The sequence below is a fragment of the Stenotrophomonas sp. SORGH_AS_0321 genome, assembly GCF_031453215.1.
Lineage (GTDB): Bacteria > Pseudomonadota > Gammaproteobacteria > Xanthomonadales > Xanthomonadaceae > Stenotrophomonas > Stenotrophomonas chelatiphaga.
Map to the genome: position 1 here is coordinate 3,154,148 of NZ_JAVIZG010000001.1, position 16,368 is coordinate 3,170,515.

Annotated in this window: 19 protein-coding genes, 2 tRNA genes and 1 other RNA gene; 10 read left to right on the forward strand and 12 right to left on the reverse strand. The window is 67.3% G+C overall.

Going from position 1 to position 16,368, the window contains the following annotated elements:
• Nucleotides 1–5: 5 nt before the first annotated feature.
• Genes QE373_RS14135 through QE373_RS14145 form a run of 3 tightly spaced genes read left to right on the forward strand, consistent with a single transcriptional unit; the run spans nt 6 to nt 3,407 of the window.
• Nucleotides 6–950, forward strand: a complete 945-nt coding sequence (locus QE373_RS14135) for a DUF58 domain-containing protein (protein WP_309687661.1) — start codon at nt 6–8, stop codon at nt 948–950.
• Nucleotides 943–2,889, forward strand: coding sequence for a DUF3488 and transglutaminase-like domain-containing protein (locus QE373_RS14140; RefSeq protein WP_309687664.1), 1,947 nt, complete (start codon nt 943–945; stop codon nt 2,887–2,889). Before QE373_RS14135 ends, QE373_RS14140 begins: the two co-directional genes overlap by 8 nt.
• Nucleotides 2,886–3,407, forward strand: coding sequence for a Slp family lipoprotein (locus tag QE373_RS14145; RefSeq protein ID WP_042613373.1), 522 nt, complete (start codon nt 2,886–2,888; stop codon nt 3,405–3,407). The genes QE373_RS14140 and QE373_RS14145 overlap by 4 nt, the downstream gene beginning before the upstream one ends.
• A 183-nt stretch (nt 3,408–3,590) precedes the next feature.
• On the opposite strand, the gene QE373_RS14150 is transcribed toward QE373_RS14145, so the two are convergent.
• The 4 genes from QE373_RS14150 to dnaX are packed head-to-tail and all read right to left on the reverse strand — an operon-like array spanning nt 3,591 to nt 6,946.
• Entirely contained in the window at nt 3,591–3,950 is a 360-nt protein-coding gene (locus QE373_RS14150) for a histidine triad nucleotide-binding protein (RefSeq protein ID WP_057506960.1), read from the reverse strand.
• A 49-nt stretch (nt 3,951–3,999) separates the two neighbouring features.
• Nucleotides 4,000–4,599: a recombination mediator RecR gene (gene recR / locus QE373_RS14155; RefSeq protein WP_057507025.1), complete on the reverse strand. Its 600-nt coding sequence runs from the start codon at nt 4,597–4,599 to the stop codon at nt 4,000–4,002.
• 43 nt (nt 4,600–4,642) lie between these two features.
• The gene (locus QE373_RS14160; protein ID WP_057506961.1) at nt 4,643–4,963 is read right to left on the reverse strand and encodes a YbaB/EbfC family nucleoid-associated protein; all 321 of its coding nucleotides are present in this window, start codon (nt 4,961–4,963) and stop codon (nt 4,643–4,645) included.
• 6 nt (nt 4,964–4,969) lie between these two features.
• The gene (dnaX, locus tag QE373_RS14165; RefSeq protein ID WP_309687671.1) at nt 4,970–6,946 is read right to left on the reverse strand and encodes a DNA polymerase III subunit gamma/tau; all 1,977 of its coding nucleotides are present in this window, start codon (nt 6,944–6,946) and stop codon (nt 4,970–4,972) included.
• Between the two features lie 144 nt (nt 6,947–7,090).
• Here dnaX and QE373_RS14170 point away from each other — a divergent pair.
• Nucleotides 7,091–7,183 (forward strand) — tRNA-Ser (locus QE373_RS14170).
• A gap of 365 nt (nt 7,184–7,548) precedes the next feature.
• On the opposite strand, the gene QE373_RS14175 is transcribed toward QE373_RS14170, so the two are convergent.
• Nucleotides 7,549–7,926 (reverse strand): hypothetical protein, encoded by a 378-nt coding sequence (locus QE373_RS14175; protein ID WP_309687673.1) that lies wholly within the window; start codon nt 7,924–7,926, stop codon nt 7,549–7,551.
• A 49-nt stretch (nt 7,927–7,975) separates the two neighbouring features.
• On the opposite strand from QE373_RS14175, the gene QE373_RS14180 reads away from it, so the two are divergent.
• The 3 genes from QE373_RS14180 to QE373_RS14190 all read left to right on the forward strand — a co-directional run bounded on the left by QE373_RS14180 (nt 7,976) and on the right by QE373_RS14190 (nt 9,895).
• Nucleotides 7,976–8,599 (forward strand): DUF1543 domain-containing protein, encoded by a 624-nt coding sequence (locus tag QE373_RS14180; RefSeq protein ID WP_309687676.1) that lies wholly within the window; start codon nt 7,976–7,978, stop codon nt 8,597–8,599.
• A gap of 86 nt (nt 8,600–8,685) precedes the next feature.
• Nucleotides 8,686–9,282, forward strand: coding sequence for an NAD(P)H-dependent oxidoreductase (locus QE373_RS14185; RefSeq protein WP_309687679.1), 597 nt, complete (start codon nt 8,686–8,688; stop codon nt 9,280–9,282).
• 4 nt (nt 9,283–9,286) lie between these two features.
• The gene (locus QE373_RS14190) at nt 9,287–9,895 is read left to right on the forward strand and encodes a TetR/AcrR family transcriptional regulator (RefSeq protein WP_309687681.1); all 609 of its coding nucleotides are present in this window, start codon (nt 9,287–9,289) and stop codon (nt 9,893–9,895) included.
• 25 nt (nt 9,896–9,920) lie between these two features.
• Here QE373_RS14190 and QE373_RS14195 read toward each other — a convergent pair whose 3' ends face one another.
• The 3 genes from QE373_RS14195 to QE373_RS14205 form a co-directional block, all read right to left on the reverse strand.
• Nucleotides 9,921–10,238, reverse strand: coding sequence for a multidrug efflux SMR transporter (locus tag QE373_RS14195; protein WP_123700541.1), 318 nt, complete (start codon nt 10,236–10,238; stop codon nt 9,921–9,923).
• 142 nt (nt 10,239–10,380) lie between these two features.
• The gene (locus QE373_RS14200; RefSeq protein WP_309687683.1) at nt 10,381–10,989 is read right to left on the reverse strand and encodes a hypothetical protein; all 609 of its coding nucleotides are present in this window, start codon (nt 10,987–10,989) and stop codon (nt 10,381–10,383) included.
• The gene (locus QE373_RS14205) at nt 10,986–11,288 is read right to left on the reverse strand and encodes a hypothetical protein (protein WP_309687684.1); all 303 of its coding nucleotides are present in this window, start codon (nt 11,286–11,288) and stop codon (nt 10,986–10,988) included. Before QE373_RS14205 ends, QE373_RS14200 begins: the two co-directional genes overlap by 4 nt.
• Before the next feature lie 275 nt (nt 11,289–11,563).
• Here QE373_RS14205 and ffs point away from each other — a divergent pair.
• Nucleotides 11,564–11,660: signal recognition particle sRNA small type (ffs, locus tag QE373_RS14210), an RNA gene on the forward strand.
• A gap of 208 nt (nt 11,661–11,868) precedes the next feature.
• Here ffs and QE373_RS14215 read toward each other — a convergent pair.
• On the reverse strand, nt 11,869–12,621 hold the full coding sequence (locus QE373_RS14215) for an MBL fold metallo-hydrolase (RefSeq protein WP_309687685.1): 753 nt from the start codon (nt 12,619–12,621) through the stop codon (nt 11,869–11,871).
• The gene (locus QE373_RS14220) at nt 12,621–13,370 is read right to left on the reverse strand and encodes a 3-deoxy-D-manno-octulosonic acid kinase (RefSeq protein ID WP_123700539.1); all 750 of its coding nucleotides are present in this window, start codon (nt 13,368–13,370) and stop codon (nt 12,621–12,623) included. Before QE373_RS14220 ends, QE373_RS14215 begins: the two co-directional genes overlap by 1 nt.
• Nucleotides 13,371–13,391: 21 nt before the next feature.
• On the opposite strand from QE373_RS14220, the gene QE373_RS14225 reads away from it, so the two are divergent.
• Nucleotides 13,392–14,435: a glycosyltransferase family 9 protein gene (locus QE373_RS14225; RefSeq protein WP_309687687.1), complete on the forward strand. Its 1,044-nt coding sequence runs from the start codon at nt 13,392–13,394 to the stop codon at nt 14,433–14,435.
• Nucleotides 14,436–14,547: 112 nt separating this feature from the next.
• On the opposite strand, the gene QE373_RS14230 is transcribed toward QE373_RS14225, so the two are convergent.
• Together QE373_RS14230 and QE373_RS14235 are read right to left on the reverse strand one after the other, a co-directional pair.
• Nucleotides 14,548–14,949: a DUF6165 family protein gene (locus tag QE373_RS14230; RefSeq protein WP_309687690.1), complete on the reverse strand. Its 402-nt coding sequence runs from the start codon at nt 14,947–14,949 to the stop codon at nt 14,548–14,550.
• Nucleotides 14,950–15,402: 453 nt separating this feature from the next.
• Nucleotides 15,403–15,493, reverse strand: a tRNA-Ser gene (locus tag QE373_RS14235).
• Nucleotides 15,494–15,662: 169 nt separating this feature from the next.
• On the opposite strand from QE373_RS14235, the gene QE373_RS14240 reads away from it, so the two are divergent.
• A complete protein-coding gene (locus QE373_RS14240) occupies nt 15,663–16,367 on the forward strand; it encodes a protein phosphatase 2C domain-containing protein (RefSeq protein ID WP_309687693.1) in 705 nt (234 codons plus the stop codon).
• Nucleotide 16,368: the final 1 nt, after the last annotated feature.

A 16,368-nucleotide genomic window follows, 5' to 3' on the forward strand; every position in this document is an offset into this window, starting at 1 on the left:
CGCCCGTGCCTACGCGCCGGCAGTGGCTGATCAACTTGGCGCGCCCGCGCCAGCCGGAAACGCTGCCGCAACGGCTGGACCGCCGCCGCATCTACGTGCTGCCCACGCGGTTCGGGCTGTTCGTGGCCGCGGTGCTGGCGGCGATGCTGCTGGGCGCACTGAACTACAACAACAACCCGGCGCTGTTGCTGGCGCTGCTGTTGGCCGGCGCCGCGGCGGCCAGTGCGATCAGCGCCCACCTGACCCTGTCCGGCCTGAGCCTGGATGCCATCGCCGCCGAACCGGTGGCGGCCGGCCACCCGCTGCGCGTGCGCGTTGCGCTTTCCCAGCGCGAACAGCGCGGCCGCCCGGGCCTGCAGCTGGACCACGGCGATGCACGCAGCTGGACCGCAGTGCCCGCCGGCGGCCGCGTGGAAGCCGAACTGGAGCTACCCACTGCACAGCGCGGATGGCTGGACCTGGAGCGTATCCGCCTGTCCACCACCCAGCCGCTGGGCCTGGTGCGCGCGTGGTCGTGGTTCTGGCCCGACCAACCGCTGCTGGTGTATCCGCACCCTGAAAAACAGGGTCCCGGACTGCCCGAACAAGGCAGTGACCCGCTGCACAGCCGGATGGATGCGGCCGGCGAAGAACTGCATCAACTGCGCCCCTATCGCGCAGGCGACCCCCGCCGCAGCATCGCCTGGAAGCACTCCGCACGGCGCGACACGCTGCTGGTGCGCGAGTATGAAAAGCCGGCCGGCATCGAAGTGATGCTGGACTGGCGCCAGCTGCACGGACTGGACACCGAACAACGCATCGCCCGGCTTGCGCGCTGGGTGGACCTGGCCGAACGCGAGGGCCGCCGCTATACGTTGAAACTGCCGGGCCAGCCGGCCATCGGGCCTGCACAGGGCGCTTCGCACCACCACCTCTGCCTGCGCGCCCTGGCGCTGCTGCCGCATGACTGACCCTGCCCCCTCCCTGCTGGACCGCCATGCACGTGGCTGGGCCCTGGCCAGCACCGCGCTGGCCCTGCTGCCGTTGCTGCTGCAACTGCCCAGCGTGCTGGCTGCCACCATCGCCGGCGTCGCACTGCTGACCGCCGTGGTGTCGCGCCGTGGCCTGCTGCCGGTGACCGTGCGCCTGTTGCTGGTACTGGCGATGCTGGCACTGATCTACGTGCAGATGGGCATCCGTCCCGGCCGTGATACCGGCTGTGCGCTGCTGGCGGCGATGCTGGCGATCAAGTCCAGCGAACTGCATACCCTGCGCGATGCGCGCAGCCTGCTCGGGTTTGCCCTGTTCGCCCCGTTCGCCGCCTTCCTGCTCGACCAGGGGCCATTGACCACCCTGCTGGCCACCCTGGCCGGCGCCTGCGCACTGCTGTCGCTGCAGCGGCTGGCGCAGGTGGAAGGCCAGTCCCCGACCCCTGCGCTGCGTGTGCAGGTGCAGGGCGTGCTGCGCCTGCTGCTGATCGGCCTGCCGTTGGCGATGGCCACCTTCTGGCTGTTCCCGCGCCTGTCGCAGCCGCTGTGGGGCCTGCCGGACCGCGCGGTCAGCCGGCCCGGCCTGTCCGACAGCATGGAACCCGGCCAGTGGCTGGACCTGATGGCCGACGACACTCCGGCCCTGCGCGCGCAGTTCCATGGACCAGTGCCCCCGGCAGAACAGCGCTACTGGCGCGGCCCGGTGATGACCCACTTCGATGGCCGCAGCTGGATCCGCGACCGCCGCAACGAAGAGCGCGCGCCGGTTCCGGTGCAGGCCGGTGCGCAGCGCTGGAACTACACCATCGACTACGAACCCACCGACCGCCGCCAGCTGGTCGCGCTGGACCTGCCGGGCAGCGCACCGGCGGGCGCGCGACTGACCGCCGACTACAGCCTGGTCAGCGATCGCCCACTGGCGTCGCTGAGCCGCTGGACGCTGCAGTCGGCGCCGCCGCAGGTGTTCGCCGCGTCCTTGTCGCCGTGGCAGCGCCAGCTGTCGCTGCAGCTGCCGGAAGGCTTCAACCCGCGCACCGCCGCGCTTGCGCGCCAGTGGCGCGCCGAAGCAGGCAACGACGATGCCGCGCTGGTGCGCCGCAGCCTGGACTGGATCCGCGCCGAGTTCGCCTATTCGCTGGACGCTGAACTGCCCGGCCGCAACGCCGTGGACGAATTCCTCTTCGATCAGAAGATCGGTTTTTGTGAACACTTCAGCTCTGCGTTCGTGGTGCTGATGCGCAACGCCGGGGTGCCCGCGCGGGTGGTCACCGGCTTCGCCGGCGGCGTGCGCAACCCGCTCGGCGACTACTGGGTGGTGCGGCGCATGGATGCCCATGCCTGGGCCGAAGTGTGGCTTCCCGGACGCGGCTGGGTGCGCGTGGACCCCACCGCCGCCGTAGCGCCCGAACGCATCTACGACACCCTGGAAGACCGCCTGGGCGCCGAAGCGGGCGGCATGCAGGGGGCCTGGCTGCAGACCGGGCAGGCGATGGACTGGCTGCGCAGGGGCTGGAACGAGATGGTGCTGTCCTTCGACGCCACCCGCCAGCAGCAGCTGCTGCGGCCGCTGGGCATGCCCGACCTGTCGCCGGCACAGCTGATTTCCAGTTTGGTGGTGATTGCGCTGCTGGCGCTGGGGGCGATGGCCTGGGTGCTTGCCCGCGGCGAACGCGAGCGCGACCCGCTGCTGCGCGCCTGGCATCGACTGGGCCGCCTCTATGCGAAACAGGGCCTGGCACGCGAACCGTCGGAGCCTGCCATGGAATGGGCACGCCGCGTTGACGCCCGCCGGAGCGATCCTGCGTTGCTGGCACTCAGCCAGCGTTTCGTCCACGCGCGCTACGCTGGCACTCATGTCGACCACGCTTCATTATTGGCCGACCTGCGCAGGCATCGTCCGTCTTCCGGAGCCACACCATGAACATCAAGATTCTGCTTCCCCTGGCTGCCTCTCTGGCGCTGGCGGCCTGCGCGACGGCACCGAAGCCGCTGCAGGGCCAGTTCGCCGCCGTGACCCCGCGCGATACCGTGGCGACCCAGCAGGTGGGCGCGCCGGTGCGCTGGGGCGGCCGGATCATCGAAACGCTGCCGGGCCAGGGCCAGACCTGCTTCCAGCTGCTTTCGCGCCCGCTCAACGCCAGTGGCCGGCCGACCACCAGTTCCACCGATGCCAGTGACGGCCGCTTCGTTGCCTGCCGCGCCGGCTTCTATGATCCGGCGGTATTCGAAGAAGGCCGCGATGTGACCTTCATCGGCCGCGTGGACGGCTACGAGAACGTCAAGATCGGCGAGTACGATTACCGCCTGCCCAAGCTCGCCGCCGATGTGATCTATCTGTGGCCGGAACAGCGCCAGGTCGATGTGGTGCCCTATCCGTACGGTCCGTGGGGTCCGGGTCCGTGGGGCCCGTGGGGCTACGGCCGTTACGGCTGGTGGTGACCGCTGCTTGAGCTGCACTGAAAAAGCCGCCTTCGGGCGGCTTTTTTGTTCAGCGCGGTAGCGCCGACCCATGGTCGGCGGGAACCATCAGCCGCCTCACCCCCGGCATCCGCCGACCATGGGTCGGCGCTACCGAAGGTCGCGCGGCCGCCACGGAAGAAAGCGCAAGAGCGATCGCGCGGGTTACTGGCCCGGCGCGCCGAAGTGGCCCAGCGGGGCGCCGGCCAGCAGGTGCAGATGGATGTGGAACACGGTCTGCCCGGCATGCTCGCGGCAGTTCATGACGATGCGGTAACCGTCTTCGGCCAGCCCCTGCTCGCGCGCGTACTGCGCAGCGGCCAGGGCCAGTTTGCCGATCAGGTGCGCCTGCCCCGGCGTGACATCGTCCAGGGTGGGAATGACCTCGTTCTTCGGAATGAACAGCACGTGCACCGGCGCCTGCGGCGCGATGTCCTTGAAGCCCAGGACCTCCTCGTCTTCGTAAACGATGGTGGCCGGGATTTCGCGGCGGATGATCTTGCTGAAGAGCGTTTCACTGGTCATGGGTATCGCCTCTGTTGGTAAGTGCCGCGCGTGGGCGGCACGCCTTCACTCATTCCCGTACTTCGCTGCGCGTACCGAAGGCATGCGACAGCGTGCCACGATCGACGAACTCCAGCTCGCCGCCCAGCGGCAGGCCCTGCGCAAGACGGCTCGGCCGCACCTGCCGCGCACGCGCGAGCTGGGCAAGGTAGTGCGCGGTGGCTTCGCCTTCGACCGTGGCACTGGTGGCGATGATCATCTCGGTGATCTCGCCGGCATCGAGCCGCTGGCCGAGCAGCTCCAGCCCCAGTTCGCGCGGGCCGATGCCATCGAGCGGCGACAGCCGCCCCTGCAGCACGAAGTACACGCCACGGAAGCCGGTCGCATTCTCGATGGCCAGGCGATCCGCAGGGGATTCCACCACGCACAACTGGCTGCGCTCGCGGCTGTTGTTGGCACAGGTCGCGCACAGCTCGCTTTCACTGAAATCGCGGCACTGCGCGCAATGGCCGATGCGCTCCATCGCCTGCGCAAGCAGCGAAGACAGCTTCTGGCCGCCCTCGCGCTCGCGCTCCAGCAGGTGGTAGGCCATGCGCTGGGCGGTCTTCTGGCCCACGCCGGGCAACACGCGCAACGCTTCGATCAACTGGTCAAGCAGGGGTGCGGACATCATTCGGCTCGGGTAGAGCCGGGCCATGCCCGGCTGCGCTGCATCAGAACGGCAGTTTCATGCCCGGGGGCAGCTGCATGCCGGCCGTGGCCGAACCCATCTTCGTCTTCGACTCGGCATCGATCTTGTTGGACGCATCATTGAAGGCTGCGGCCACCAGGTCTTCCAGCATTTCCTGGTCGCCCAGCAGCGACGGATCCAGGCGCACCTTGCGGCACTCCTTGGCACCGGTGAGGGTGACGCTGACCATGCCGCCGCCGGCACTGCCGGTGACTTCAAGCTTGGCGATTTCTTCCTGGGCCTTCTGCAGGTTCTCCTGCATCTTCTGGGCCTGCTGCATCATCTGGGCGATATTGCCGCGCATGGTTCTTTACTCTTCAAAGGGACGGATGGAATCGGACACGAGCCGCGCGCCGTGCTGTTGGATCAGCACCTGCACTTCCGGATCGGCCATGAAAAACGCCTCGGCCGCCTGCTGGCGTTCACCACGCTGACGGTCCGATCGCTGGTGCAGGGTCTCGGCCGGCGCCTGCGTGGCATCGACCACGATCTTCGGCGGCGAACCCAGCGCCTTGCCCAGCATTTCCGACAGCGCGCCCAGCGCGCGTTCGGAACTCAGGTACTCAAATCCGGGCGACAGCCCCAGTTTCAAGACCCCGTGCTGGAAACTGATGAACGCCGCGTTGGCCGCAAGCTGGCGCGACGGCCCGCTCAGGCCGCTGGCGGCGACCAGTTCCAGCCAGTCTTCGGCGCAGGCCAGCGCCACCGACGCACCGCCCGGGGCTGCTGCTTCGGCCCCCTTGGCGGTGGGCGCGATGTCGATGCCTTCGGCGCGGAACGGCTTCGGCGGTGCCACCACCGCAACGGCGGGGGCTGCGTGCGGTGCCGGTTCGGCAGGCGGCTGCCACGGCGCGAGCATGGCCGCATCCGGACCGGCCAGTTCGGCCGCCAGTGCGTCGTCGCGCTGGTCGCTGTCATCGGCCGCCTCGATCTCCCAAGGCGGCAGATCCGGTTCGTTGGACGCCGGCGGCGGATCTTTCACCGGTGCCAGCGGCGCCGGCTCGGGATCTTCCACCGGCGTGGTGTCCGGCAGCGGACCGGGCTTGGGCGCTGCGGCCTGCACGCTGGCTTCGGCAACAGGCGCCGGTGCGGCAACACCCGCTGCGGCGGCGATGCCGGTCGCACCCGCCGAGCCGCTGGCCGATCCTGTCGAGCTACCCGACTGCAGGCCTTCGCCACCTTCCGGCGCACGCGGTACCGGCGGCACGGCAGCGGCCGGACGGAACGCCAGCATGCGCAAAACGGCCATTTCGAAGCCGGCGCGCGGGCTCGGCGCCAGCGGCAGGTCGCGGCGGCCGTTGAGGGCCATCTGGTACCAGAGCTGCACCACTTCCGGACGCACCCGCGCGGCAAAGCCGCCCAGGTCCAGGCCATCGGCGGCAATGGCGCCCGGCACCAGCTGCTGCACCTGGATCCGGTGCAGAGCATCGGCGAGCGCTTCCAGCACGCCGCTCCAGTCCGGCGAGAACTCCGCCAGCGCGGCCACCACCTTCAGCAGGCGCTGGCCATCGCCTTCGGCCAGCGCGTCGAGCATGGCCGCCACCTGGGTGCGATCCACCGTGCCCAGCATGGTGCGCACCACGTCCTCGCGCAGCGCACCGCCGGCGTAGGCGATGGCCTGGTCGAGCAGGGACAGTCCATCGCGCAGGCTGCCATCGGCGGCCTTGGACAGCTGCACGATGGCACTGTCGTCGGCTTCGATTTCTTCCGCCGCCAGGATCCGGGTCATCTGCCCCTGGATCTGGTCTTCGTCCAGACGCTTCAGGTTGAACTGCAGGCAGCGGCTGAGCACGGTCACCGGCAGCTTTTGTGGATCGGTGGTGGCCAGCAGGAATTTGACGTGCTCCGGCGGCTCTTCCAGCGTCTTCAGCAGCGCATTGAACGCCGCCTTGGACAGCATGTGCACTTCGTCGATCAGGTAGACCTTGTACTTGCCGCGCGAGGGCATGTACTGCGCGTTTTCGATCACTTCGCGGACATCGTCCACGCCGGTGTTGGACGCCGCATCGATTTCCAGCAGGTCGATGTAGCGGCCGGAATCGATGTCCAGGCAGGCCGGACACTGGCCGCAGGGATCAGCACTGGTGCCCTGTTCGCAGTTCAGCGATTTGGCGAAAATACGCGCGATGGTGGTCTTGCCCACCCCGCGGGTACCGGTAAACAGGAAAGCGTGATGCACGCGACCGCTGTCCAGCGCATTGGTAAGCGCGCGGACCACGTGTTCCTGGCCCACCAGCTCGGCAAAACGCTTTGGACGCCACTTGCGGGCAAGGACGAGATAGGACATCAGGCCACCGTCTTCATCAGGACGACCATTGTGCCACGCCTGTCCAGCCCCCTACGTCGGCAACTGCAGGGCCTTGTGTCCTGCCGCGCAGCCAGCTAGAATCTGCGGCCCCTGCAACGGCATTGTCGTTCCGCAGGGGAATCCGGAGAGGTGTCCGAGCGGTTGAAGGAGCACGCCTGGAAAGTGTGTAAGCGTCTAAACCGCGCTTCGGGGGTTCGAATCCCCCTCTCTCCGCCAGACAAATGAAAAGGGCTGCCCATCGGGCGGCCCTTTTTATTTGCCTGATGGACAGAGCGGCAGATGAGAAGCCCCGGGGTTCGACGGATCTGCAGGAGCAGATCCGGACAGCCGAAGGCTGGCCCCGAAGCGCAGCGTAGGGGCTGGGTGCAGGGATGCACCCAGCAATCCCCCTCTCTCCGCCAGACAAATGAAAAGGGCTGCCCATCGGGCGGCCCTTTTTATTTGCCTGGTAGGGAGAGTGGCAGATGAGAAGACCCGGGGTTCGACGGATCTGCAGGAGCAGATCCGGACAGCCGAAGGCTGGCCCCGAAGCGCAGCGTAGGGGCTGGGTGCAGGGATGCACCCAGCAATCCCCGCGGCCCTCAATCCCCCGACGCGTACAACAGCGCGATGTCCCGATGGTGCGACTGGCATTGCGGCCCCTCCTGCTTGACCACCGCTCGCTTGGCTTCGACCACCACCACGCAGCCGTTGGCGAAGCGGTACGAACGCTCGCCCGACGCGGTCGCCTCCTCGCGCGGCACCTCGTCCATCGGGCGCTCCGGCGCCGGGGCCGCTGTGTCGGCTGGATGCCCGCCATCGGCCGCCACGGGTGCAGGGTCCGCTGCAACGGGGGCTGCAGGCGCCGGCGCCTGTGCCGTGCATGCGGTCATCAGGCACAGCGCCGCTGCCGACCCGACGATGTGCAGCAGGTGGGTCGGCGCACGGCGCTGCAGGGCGGTATCGGGTGAAAACAGCATCGGCAGTCCTCGCGTAATGGGGGATCACCCGACACTACCTGCGCGTGCATTGGCATCCTGCGAACAACGCATTGTGCCCTGCCATACCGGCCTTGCTACGCTGGCCAGCCCTTCCCCCTCCGTGTACCGCATGCCCCCTGACCCGTCGTCCAGCCCGAGGCTTTACCAGTTCTACGTCGGCGGCACCGCAGGCCGCGCCAACATCGAACTGCACGACGTGCAATTCGCTGCCGTGCGGCGCGTGCAGGACGCCTACCCTGCCCTGCGCGAAGCCTGGTTCGGCGACCCCGGCAGCCTGCACCTGGACGGCTACAGCGTCATCGACTGGGCCGATGGCTTCGACGTCCATCTCGCGCCCGGGCCCGACCCGTCCGGACTCACGCTGTTCTTCGTCAACATGGGCGGCTATCGCGAGGACAGCCTGGCCGAGTTGCATGCGTTCGACCTGTTCGTGGCAGCCGATGCCGCAGGCGCCAAGGCGAAGGCACGGCGCAGCCTGCTGCAGGGCGCGCGGCAACTGCACAAGGATGATCTGCGCAAGGTCGACAACTGCCTGGCCCTCGGCGCATTCGGCGAGCTGCACGTGCATCTGCGGCCCAACGGATCCGGCAAGCCGCCGCGCCCGGAATGGCAGGGCTACCGGCCTATTGCGCGCAAAACCGGGACCGGATGAGGTGGCAGCGTTCCACCAGAGGGACTGTCGCGGCATTGATATCTACTTATAGTAAGTTACTTACAGTAACTAACTGAAGGCTATCCATGCATACGCTCATCGTGGTTCCCCACACCAATCCGGACGCTCTCACCCACGCCATTGCCAAGCGGGTGGCAGAGGGCATCATGCACGCCGATCCCAGCGCCAGCGTCGAGATCGCAGACCTGTCCGCGGAACGCTTCGACCCGGTGTTCAACATGGCCGACATCGCCCATTTCGAAAAGCGGGCCGCCGCCCCCGATGACGTGGCCCGGGAACATGAGCGGCTGGACCGCGCCGATACGCTGGTGCTGGTCTACCCCCTTTACTGGTGGTCGTTCCCCGCGCTGCTGAAAGGTTGGATCGACCGTGTTTTCACCAACGGCTGGGCCTACGACGAGAGTCCCGACGGAAAGGTGCTGAAGAAACTGCAGCGCCTGCGGGTACACCTGGTCGCCAATGGCGGCGCCGACGCGGGAATGATCGAACGCCACGGTTACGCCAAGGCCATGACGACCCAGATCGACCACGGCATTTTCGACTACTGTGGTGCGACGGTTGCCGGTTCTACGCGCCTGCTCGCATCGGATCCCGGCTTCCCGGCCGCGCACCTGGACACCGCTTTTGCGCTTGGACGCCGCATCGCCAACCCCGAGGACTGAGTCGTTGCCAAAGCACCCTGCCGCCACCACGCCGAGTGCGCGCCGTCGCCTGCCGCGCGAACAACGCACACGCCAACTGCTTGATGTGGCGTGGGCGCTGATCAGCGAAGAAGGCACCGACCAACTGACCTTGGCGCGGCTGGCCGACGCGGCAGGCGTCACCAAGCCGGTCGCCTACGATCACTTCGGCACCCGCAATGGCCTGCTCGCCGCGCTGTACGAAGATTACGACGTGAGGCAGACAGTTGTGTTCGATGCCGCCGTCGATGCGGCGCGCGACACGCTGCCGGAAAAAGCGCGCGTGGTTGCCACCAGCTACGTCGAGTGCGTGCTGACCCAGGGACAGGAAATCTCCGCGGTCGTCGCCGCGCTGGGCGGCTCACCGGAGCTGCAGGCGGTGAAGCGCCGCTACCAGCAGGCGTTCATCGAAAAATGCCAGCGCATTTTTGCTCCTTTCGCAGGCCCGGGAGGGGTTGCGGCTGCCGGCATGTGGGCGGTGCTCGGCGCTGCCGATACGTTGTCGCAGGCCGCAGCCGATGCCGATATCAGCAAGGCGCAGGCCTGCGACGAACTGCTGCTGACCCTGCTCGCGGTGGTGAAGCGGAGCGCGTGACGCCCCGCCATCACCTTGTCGCGCATCAACTGCTGGACAGCTTCATCAGCACCAGTCCACACACGATCAGCACGGCCGCGCCGATGCGCATCGCACTGACCTGCTCGCCCAGGAACACGATGCCCACCACGAATGCACCGACCGCGCCGATGCCGGTCCAGATGGTATACGCGGTGCCCAGCGGCAGGCTGCGCATGGCCACGGCCAGCAGCCAGAAGCTGGCAACCATGCCAACCAGCGTGATGAGCGTGGGGGTGAGCTTGCTGAAGCCTTCGGACTGTTTCATCGAAACGGCCCAGACAATTTCCAGCAGGCCGGCGAACAGAAGGTAGATCCAGGCCATGGCGGCCTCCTTTGCAGGGGCCAGGCCGTCCTGGACATTTCAACCCGGTATGGGGGAGGCCGTTCCTCCGGGGTGGATTCTAGCAACAGCAGGATCACCGCCCCACGTGGGGCCTTCCGTGGTTACAACGGATTCATGCAGATCAGGCATACAGGATGTCGGCAAGCACGGTCAGCTGACCTATGTGCCGTGGTCGCTCCGGCGCGACGATATCGTCGCCCACCTTCAATGCGACGCATTTGATCAGTTCGGTCCTGGTCAACGAGGAGCGCTGCAGGACCGTCTCGATGCGCTCATTGGCGAAGGCACTCAACTTCATCGACAACCGCTTGGCCGGCCCGCCCGCCTCCAGCTCTGCCGATCGTTTGGCCAGCGTCGCGAGCCCGGCTGATGTCTCCTGGCCGTGCGCGTAGCGGTTTACGTAGAAGAAGAACAACCGTTTGCGGAAGTCAGGCGTCGCCAGGGGCGTGATGCGGGCGGCAGCGGCATCCAGCATTTCAACGAACACTGATGGCACGTTGACCTCGAACGAGCACTGCTGCGCCGAACGCGCATTGGCCACCGCCGGCGTTGACTGGGCCGGGACAAGGATCACATCACCGCAGGTGTCGCACCGCCCCACCAGAATGTCGCGCGCGATCGCGCGCCCATCAGAGAACGGCACGTCACGGTATTCAAAGGTCGCGGTGACCCGACCGTCCTGATGACATAGGGCCTCCCTGTGATCCCCTTCTTCGCGGTAGAGCTTCATGGCCGTGTGGACTCTTGTCGGTGAACGCTGATGAACGTCGTATCGGAAAGGAAGTAGAACTTCACGTACCAGCCACCGGTGAGGATCTCGTGCACCCGGATGCCAGCATCCCTGTGGTGGGGCGAACTGCGGTGATCCTGCCCCCGCGCACGCTTGAGAATTGCGGCTAGTTCCGAGGCGCCGATACGCCCGGTCAGCAGCAGATTCTTGCTGCTGATGTCGCGGCGGACTTCGTGCAAGAAGTTGCCCGCCTGCAGGTCTCGGATCACCTGTTGCTTGGCTTCGTTGAATCCCACCATACACCATCCCATACGATACGTATCGTATCGAACACAGGCGCGAGCACCGTGTTAAGCGTAGGCATGGGGCGCAGCGCCGGAAGTCAGCCAATCCATTGTCGTGGTGCAGGGGAACATCGCTGAGTGCGTGCTGGCTAACGCAGGCACGCATGCGCTAGAATGCGCGCCTGCCGTCGCCCAGCGATGTGCAGTCCGGACCGGGTTCCAGGCGCTTCGCGCTGCGGCCCATGGCCGTGACAGGTCGCCAGCAAGGTGACCACGTCTCTATGGTGGCCCCGTCGGCCCCTCGCGACGCTAGATCGAAAATCCCGCCAGGGCCGGAAGGCAGCAACGGTATCGATCGACGCGGGCGCCGAGGTCAGCCGGCGGGGTCGCCACCTTTTCAGCCCCACCCTTGCAGCGCCGAAGGCTGCGGCAGGCGCCGCTGCCAACGTCGCTTGCGACGGCCCGAAGGGTGCCGGTCAGGAAGACCGGCATAGCCATGCCCGGCGAGCGCGAAGCGCGGCCTGCGTCAGTTCCCGCAATCCCGGAAAAATCCCGCCGCCGAGCACGGCTCGGCGCTGCCTGTTCGTAGCGCGCGTCAGGGCGCCTGCATCGCCGTCGGCGCTGCCAGCGGCACGCATTCGCCCGGCATCGCAACGCGGTGGCCGCGCGCGCGCAGTGCTTCGCCGTCGGCCACGCTGGCGTAGTGGTAGAGCATCATCCGCGCCTGCAGTGCCGCGCTGTATTCGCGCTCCAGGTCATCCACGCCGGTGTGCGACGGGTTGCCGTGCAGCCCGCAGTCATGGGCGATCAGTTCGTTGTCATCGGCAAAGCGCGCGAGCATTTCCGGGATCGGGCGGGTATCCCCGCTCCAGGTCAGCGCGCCTTTCAGGCGCAGCCCATAGGCCGTCTCCGGCCAGTGGTGGCGCGCGGGGAATACCTCCAGCCGCACCCCCTCGTGCCAGAACGCATCACCGACCACGATCAGCTGGAAGGCATCCCAGAAGTTGGCGCCACCCTCGGCCAGCACGTTCGGGTAATCGCCGATGCGTTTGTGCAGCAGCGGCACTACCGGCGCCGGCACATACAGCCGCACCTTGCCGCGGCGCTGCGCGCTGAAGAAGGTATCCACGAACAGGCGCTCGAAGCCTGCGACGTGGTCCAGGTGCACATGGGTGACGAACAGCGCCTGCGGCATGTGGCCGTAGTGCGCCTGGAACGCGGTCAGTCCTTCGCCGCCGCAGTCGATGGTCAGCCACGGCCGGCCATCGCGTTCGATCACCGACATCGGCGAACCCAGCTCCACCGCCGAGGCATTGCCGACGCCGAGGAAACGCAGCGACCAGTCCATCAGGTTCCCCGGTTCCACGCCAGGTCGTAGGCACGGCGCAGGCGGGCGAAATCTTTTTCCACGTCATCGGTGCTGCGCTCGCCGCGCAGTTTCAGCAGTGAACGCAGCAGGCGCTTGAGATTGCGCTCGCGCCAGGCGGTCGCCGGGATGCGCTGCACGCCCCGATCGAAGTCGATCAGCCAACCATGCCCGTTGCCATCGAACAGGATGTTGTGCGCGTTGAGGTCGGCGTGGTCCAGCCCGGCGCGATGGAAGCGCGCAATCAGGCGGCCGGTTTCTTCCCACGGCGCGCCGCGACCGGCGACCAGGGCACGGTCGGCCAGCGAGCGGACGTCTTCGATGCGCTCCATCAGGATCGCGCAGCGGTAACGCAGGCCTTCGCGCATGTAATACGCAGCGATGGGCCGTGGCACCGGCAGCTTGAGTTCACGCAGGGCGCGCATCAGCCGGAATTCGGCGAAGCTGCGGGTGTGCTGCGAGCCGCGCCACAGGTACCTGTCGCGGCTCAGCTTGGCCACCAGGCCACCGCGCAGGTAGTGCCGCAGCACGCTGGGGCCGAACGGCGCGTCGATGAACCAGGCACTGCCGCGGCCGCCCTCGCCCACCGGCCGCGCCCGCTCTCCCCAGTGCTGGGGCGAGAACAGACTGGCGTCGGCTTGCCGCAGCCGTTCGCGGTCGAACAGAATGGCACCCATCCCGCGACCATCACGGCAAGGCGTCAGCGCTTCATTGGCGTCGAATGCGACCATTCCTTCGAGTCTAACAACACCATGGCATCACCGTCCCCTTCCCTGTGCCTTTTGCGTTTGTCCGCGCTGGGCGACGTGACCCATGTTGTGCCGCTGGTACGCACGCTGCAGGCCGCGCGGCCGGGCATCCCGATCCACTGGGTGATCGACAAGGTCGGCTTGAAACTGCTGGACGGGCTGCCCGGAGTGACCTTCCACGCCTACGACAAGAAGACCGGGCTGGCGGGCATGAAGGCCCTGCGCGCGGAGCTTCCGGCCGAGCGCTTCGATGCCCTGCTGCAGATGCAGGTGGCGTTCCGGGCCAACGTATTGTCGGCCTTCATACCCGCCCGTCGCCGGATCGGTTATGACCGCAGCCGCTCCAAGGATCTGCATGGGCTGTTCATCAACGAACGCATCCCGGACCGCCCCGGCATCCATGTGCTGGATGCCATCGGCAGCTTCTGCGAGCCGCTGGGCCTGACCCAGACCGAGGTCAGCTGGGACCTGGCGGTACCGGACCAGGCGCATGCCTGGGCGCAGGCGCAGTGGCAGGACGATGGGCGGCCGGTGCTGATGATCTCCCCGTGTTCCAGCCATGAGCGCCGCAACTGGTATGCCGAGCGCTACGCCGCGGTAGCCAACCACGCCAGCGCGCGCGGGTGGCGGGTGGTGCTGTGCGGCGGCCGGAGCGAACTGGAACGGCGCACCGCCGACGCCATCCAGGCCCAGCTGGTGCAGCCGGCGCTGGACCTGGTCGGCAAGGACACGCTGAAGCAGTTGCCGGCCCTGCTGGCCCGCGCGGCGCTGGTGATGACCCCGGATTCCGGGCCGATGCACATCGCCAACGCGATGGGCACCAAGGTACTGGGCCTGCACGCGGCCAGCAATCCGCACCGCAGTGGGCCGTATTCGGACCGCCGCTACTGCGTGGACCGCTATGACGATGCGGCGCGCAAGTACCTGGGCAAGCCGGCCAGCGCGCTGAAATGGGGTACCAAGATCGAGTTCGACGACGTGATGGAACTGATCACCGTGGAGGACGGTATCGCTGCGTTCGAACGCTACGCCGCCGACCGGCAGTGACGGCCCGGTAGTGACGGCCGCTGGCCGTCACCCTGGAAGCATGACGGCCAGCGGCCGTCACTACCCGTCAATCTTGAAGCATGACGGCCAGCGGCCGTCACTACCCGGGCTGTCAGCCAGCGCGGTAGTCTTTGTATGACTTCTCTTCCACATACGCCGAACCCAGCGCGAGGTTGATCGCCTTCTTGATGCGCGCGCGTTCGTCGTTGCGCAGGTAGACGCTGCGCGCCAGCGCGACGAAGGCATCACCGAAGTCACCGGCCTTGTCCTGCAGGCGGATGTTGTCTTCGATGTCCCACAGCTCTTCGTTGACGGCCTTCAGCTCGGCACGCAGCTGGGCCACGTCCTTGCCGCCGGCCGGGTGGGCCATCCAGGTCTTTTCCAGCGCGGAGAGCTCGGTGCGCACGTTGGTCAGCTTGGCCTCGTCACTGATGCGCTCGGACTTGATCTGCAGGATGGAGATCTTGTCGAGCAGTTCGCCGAAGGCGACGGGGACGAGGATTTCAGCGGTCATGGGAGCACTCTCTGGAAGCAGAGGGAGATGATAGCGCGCGGGGGATGGTGGGCTGGTAAATGCAGGGCGCTGCGCTACGCGCGGCAGGGGGGGATTGCTGGGTGCATCCGTGCACCCAGCCCCTGCGCTGCGCTACGGGGCCAGCCTTCGGCTGTCCGGTTCTGCTCCTGCAGAACCGTCGAACCCCGCGGGGGTCTCTCCTGCCCGCTCTCGGCCAGGCAAAAAAGAAAAGGGCCACCCGTTGGGTGGCCCTTTTCTTTTTGTCTGGCGGAGAGGGGGGGATTGCTGGGTGCATCCGTGCACCCAGCCCCTGCGCTGCGCTACGGGGCCAGCCTGCGGCTGTCCGGTTCTGCTCCTGCAGAACCGTCGAACCCCGCGGGGGGTCTCTCCTGCCCCGCTCGGCCAGGCAAAAAAGAAAAGGGCCACCCGTTGGGTGGCCCTTTTCTTTTTGTCTGGCGGAGAGGGGGGGATTCGAACCCCCGAGGCGCTATAAACGCCTGCCTGATTTCGAGTCAGGTACATTCAACCGCTCTGCCACCTCTCCGGTTCCCCCGGCGTACCGGGGACGCGCATGATACGAGGATGCGCGGATATTCACAAGCCATCACCAGCAAGAAAGTGAAACTGCGCTGACTTCGCGGCTTGTCGGATGTCCGCCCCACCGCGATGATGGCGTTCTCCCTGCTGCATCCCCCTTTCCTGCGCGCTCCCCCATGATCGAATTCGGACACCTGACCCACCCCGGCCTGCGCCGCGCGCTGAACGAAGACACCTACTACGGGGACGGTGAGCTGGCACTGTGGCTGGTCGCCGATGGCATGGGCGGACACGCCTGTGGCGAGGTGGCCAGTGCGCTGGCACGCGAAACCATCGTGCGCGAGATCCGCCGCGGCGCGCCCCTGGCCCAGGCCATCCGCACCGCGGACGAGGAGATCATCCGTGCCTCGCGCCGCCGCAACGACACCCTGCCGATGGGCACCACCGTGGTGGCCGCCCGCGTGCAGGGCAACCGCTACGAAGTGGCGTGGGTCGGAGACAGCCGGGCCTACCTGTGGCGCGACGGGCAGCTGGCCCAGCTCAGCCAGGACCACAGCGTGGTGCAGGAGATGCTGGCCCAGGGCAACCTGACCCCGGAACAGGCGCGCGCGCACCCGCATCGCAACGTGGTCACCCAGGCATTGGGGGTGACCGATCCGGCGCATCTGAACGTGGCCACCACCGCCGGCGAGCTGCGCCCGGGCATGCAGCTGCTGCTGTGCAGCGACGGGCTCACCGAAGAGCTGGACGACAGCGGGATTTCCCGCACGCTGGCCTTCGATGACACCAGCGCGCAGGAATGCGTGGATTCGCTGGTGGCCGCCGCACTGGATGGCGGCGGGTCGGACAACATCACCGTGGTGCTGGTGCGCTGCCACTGAG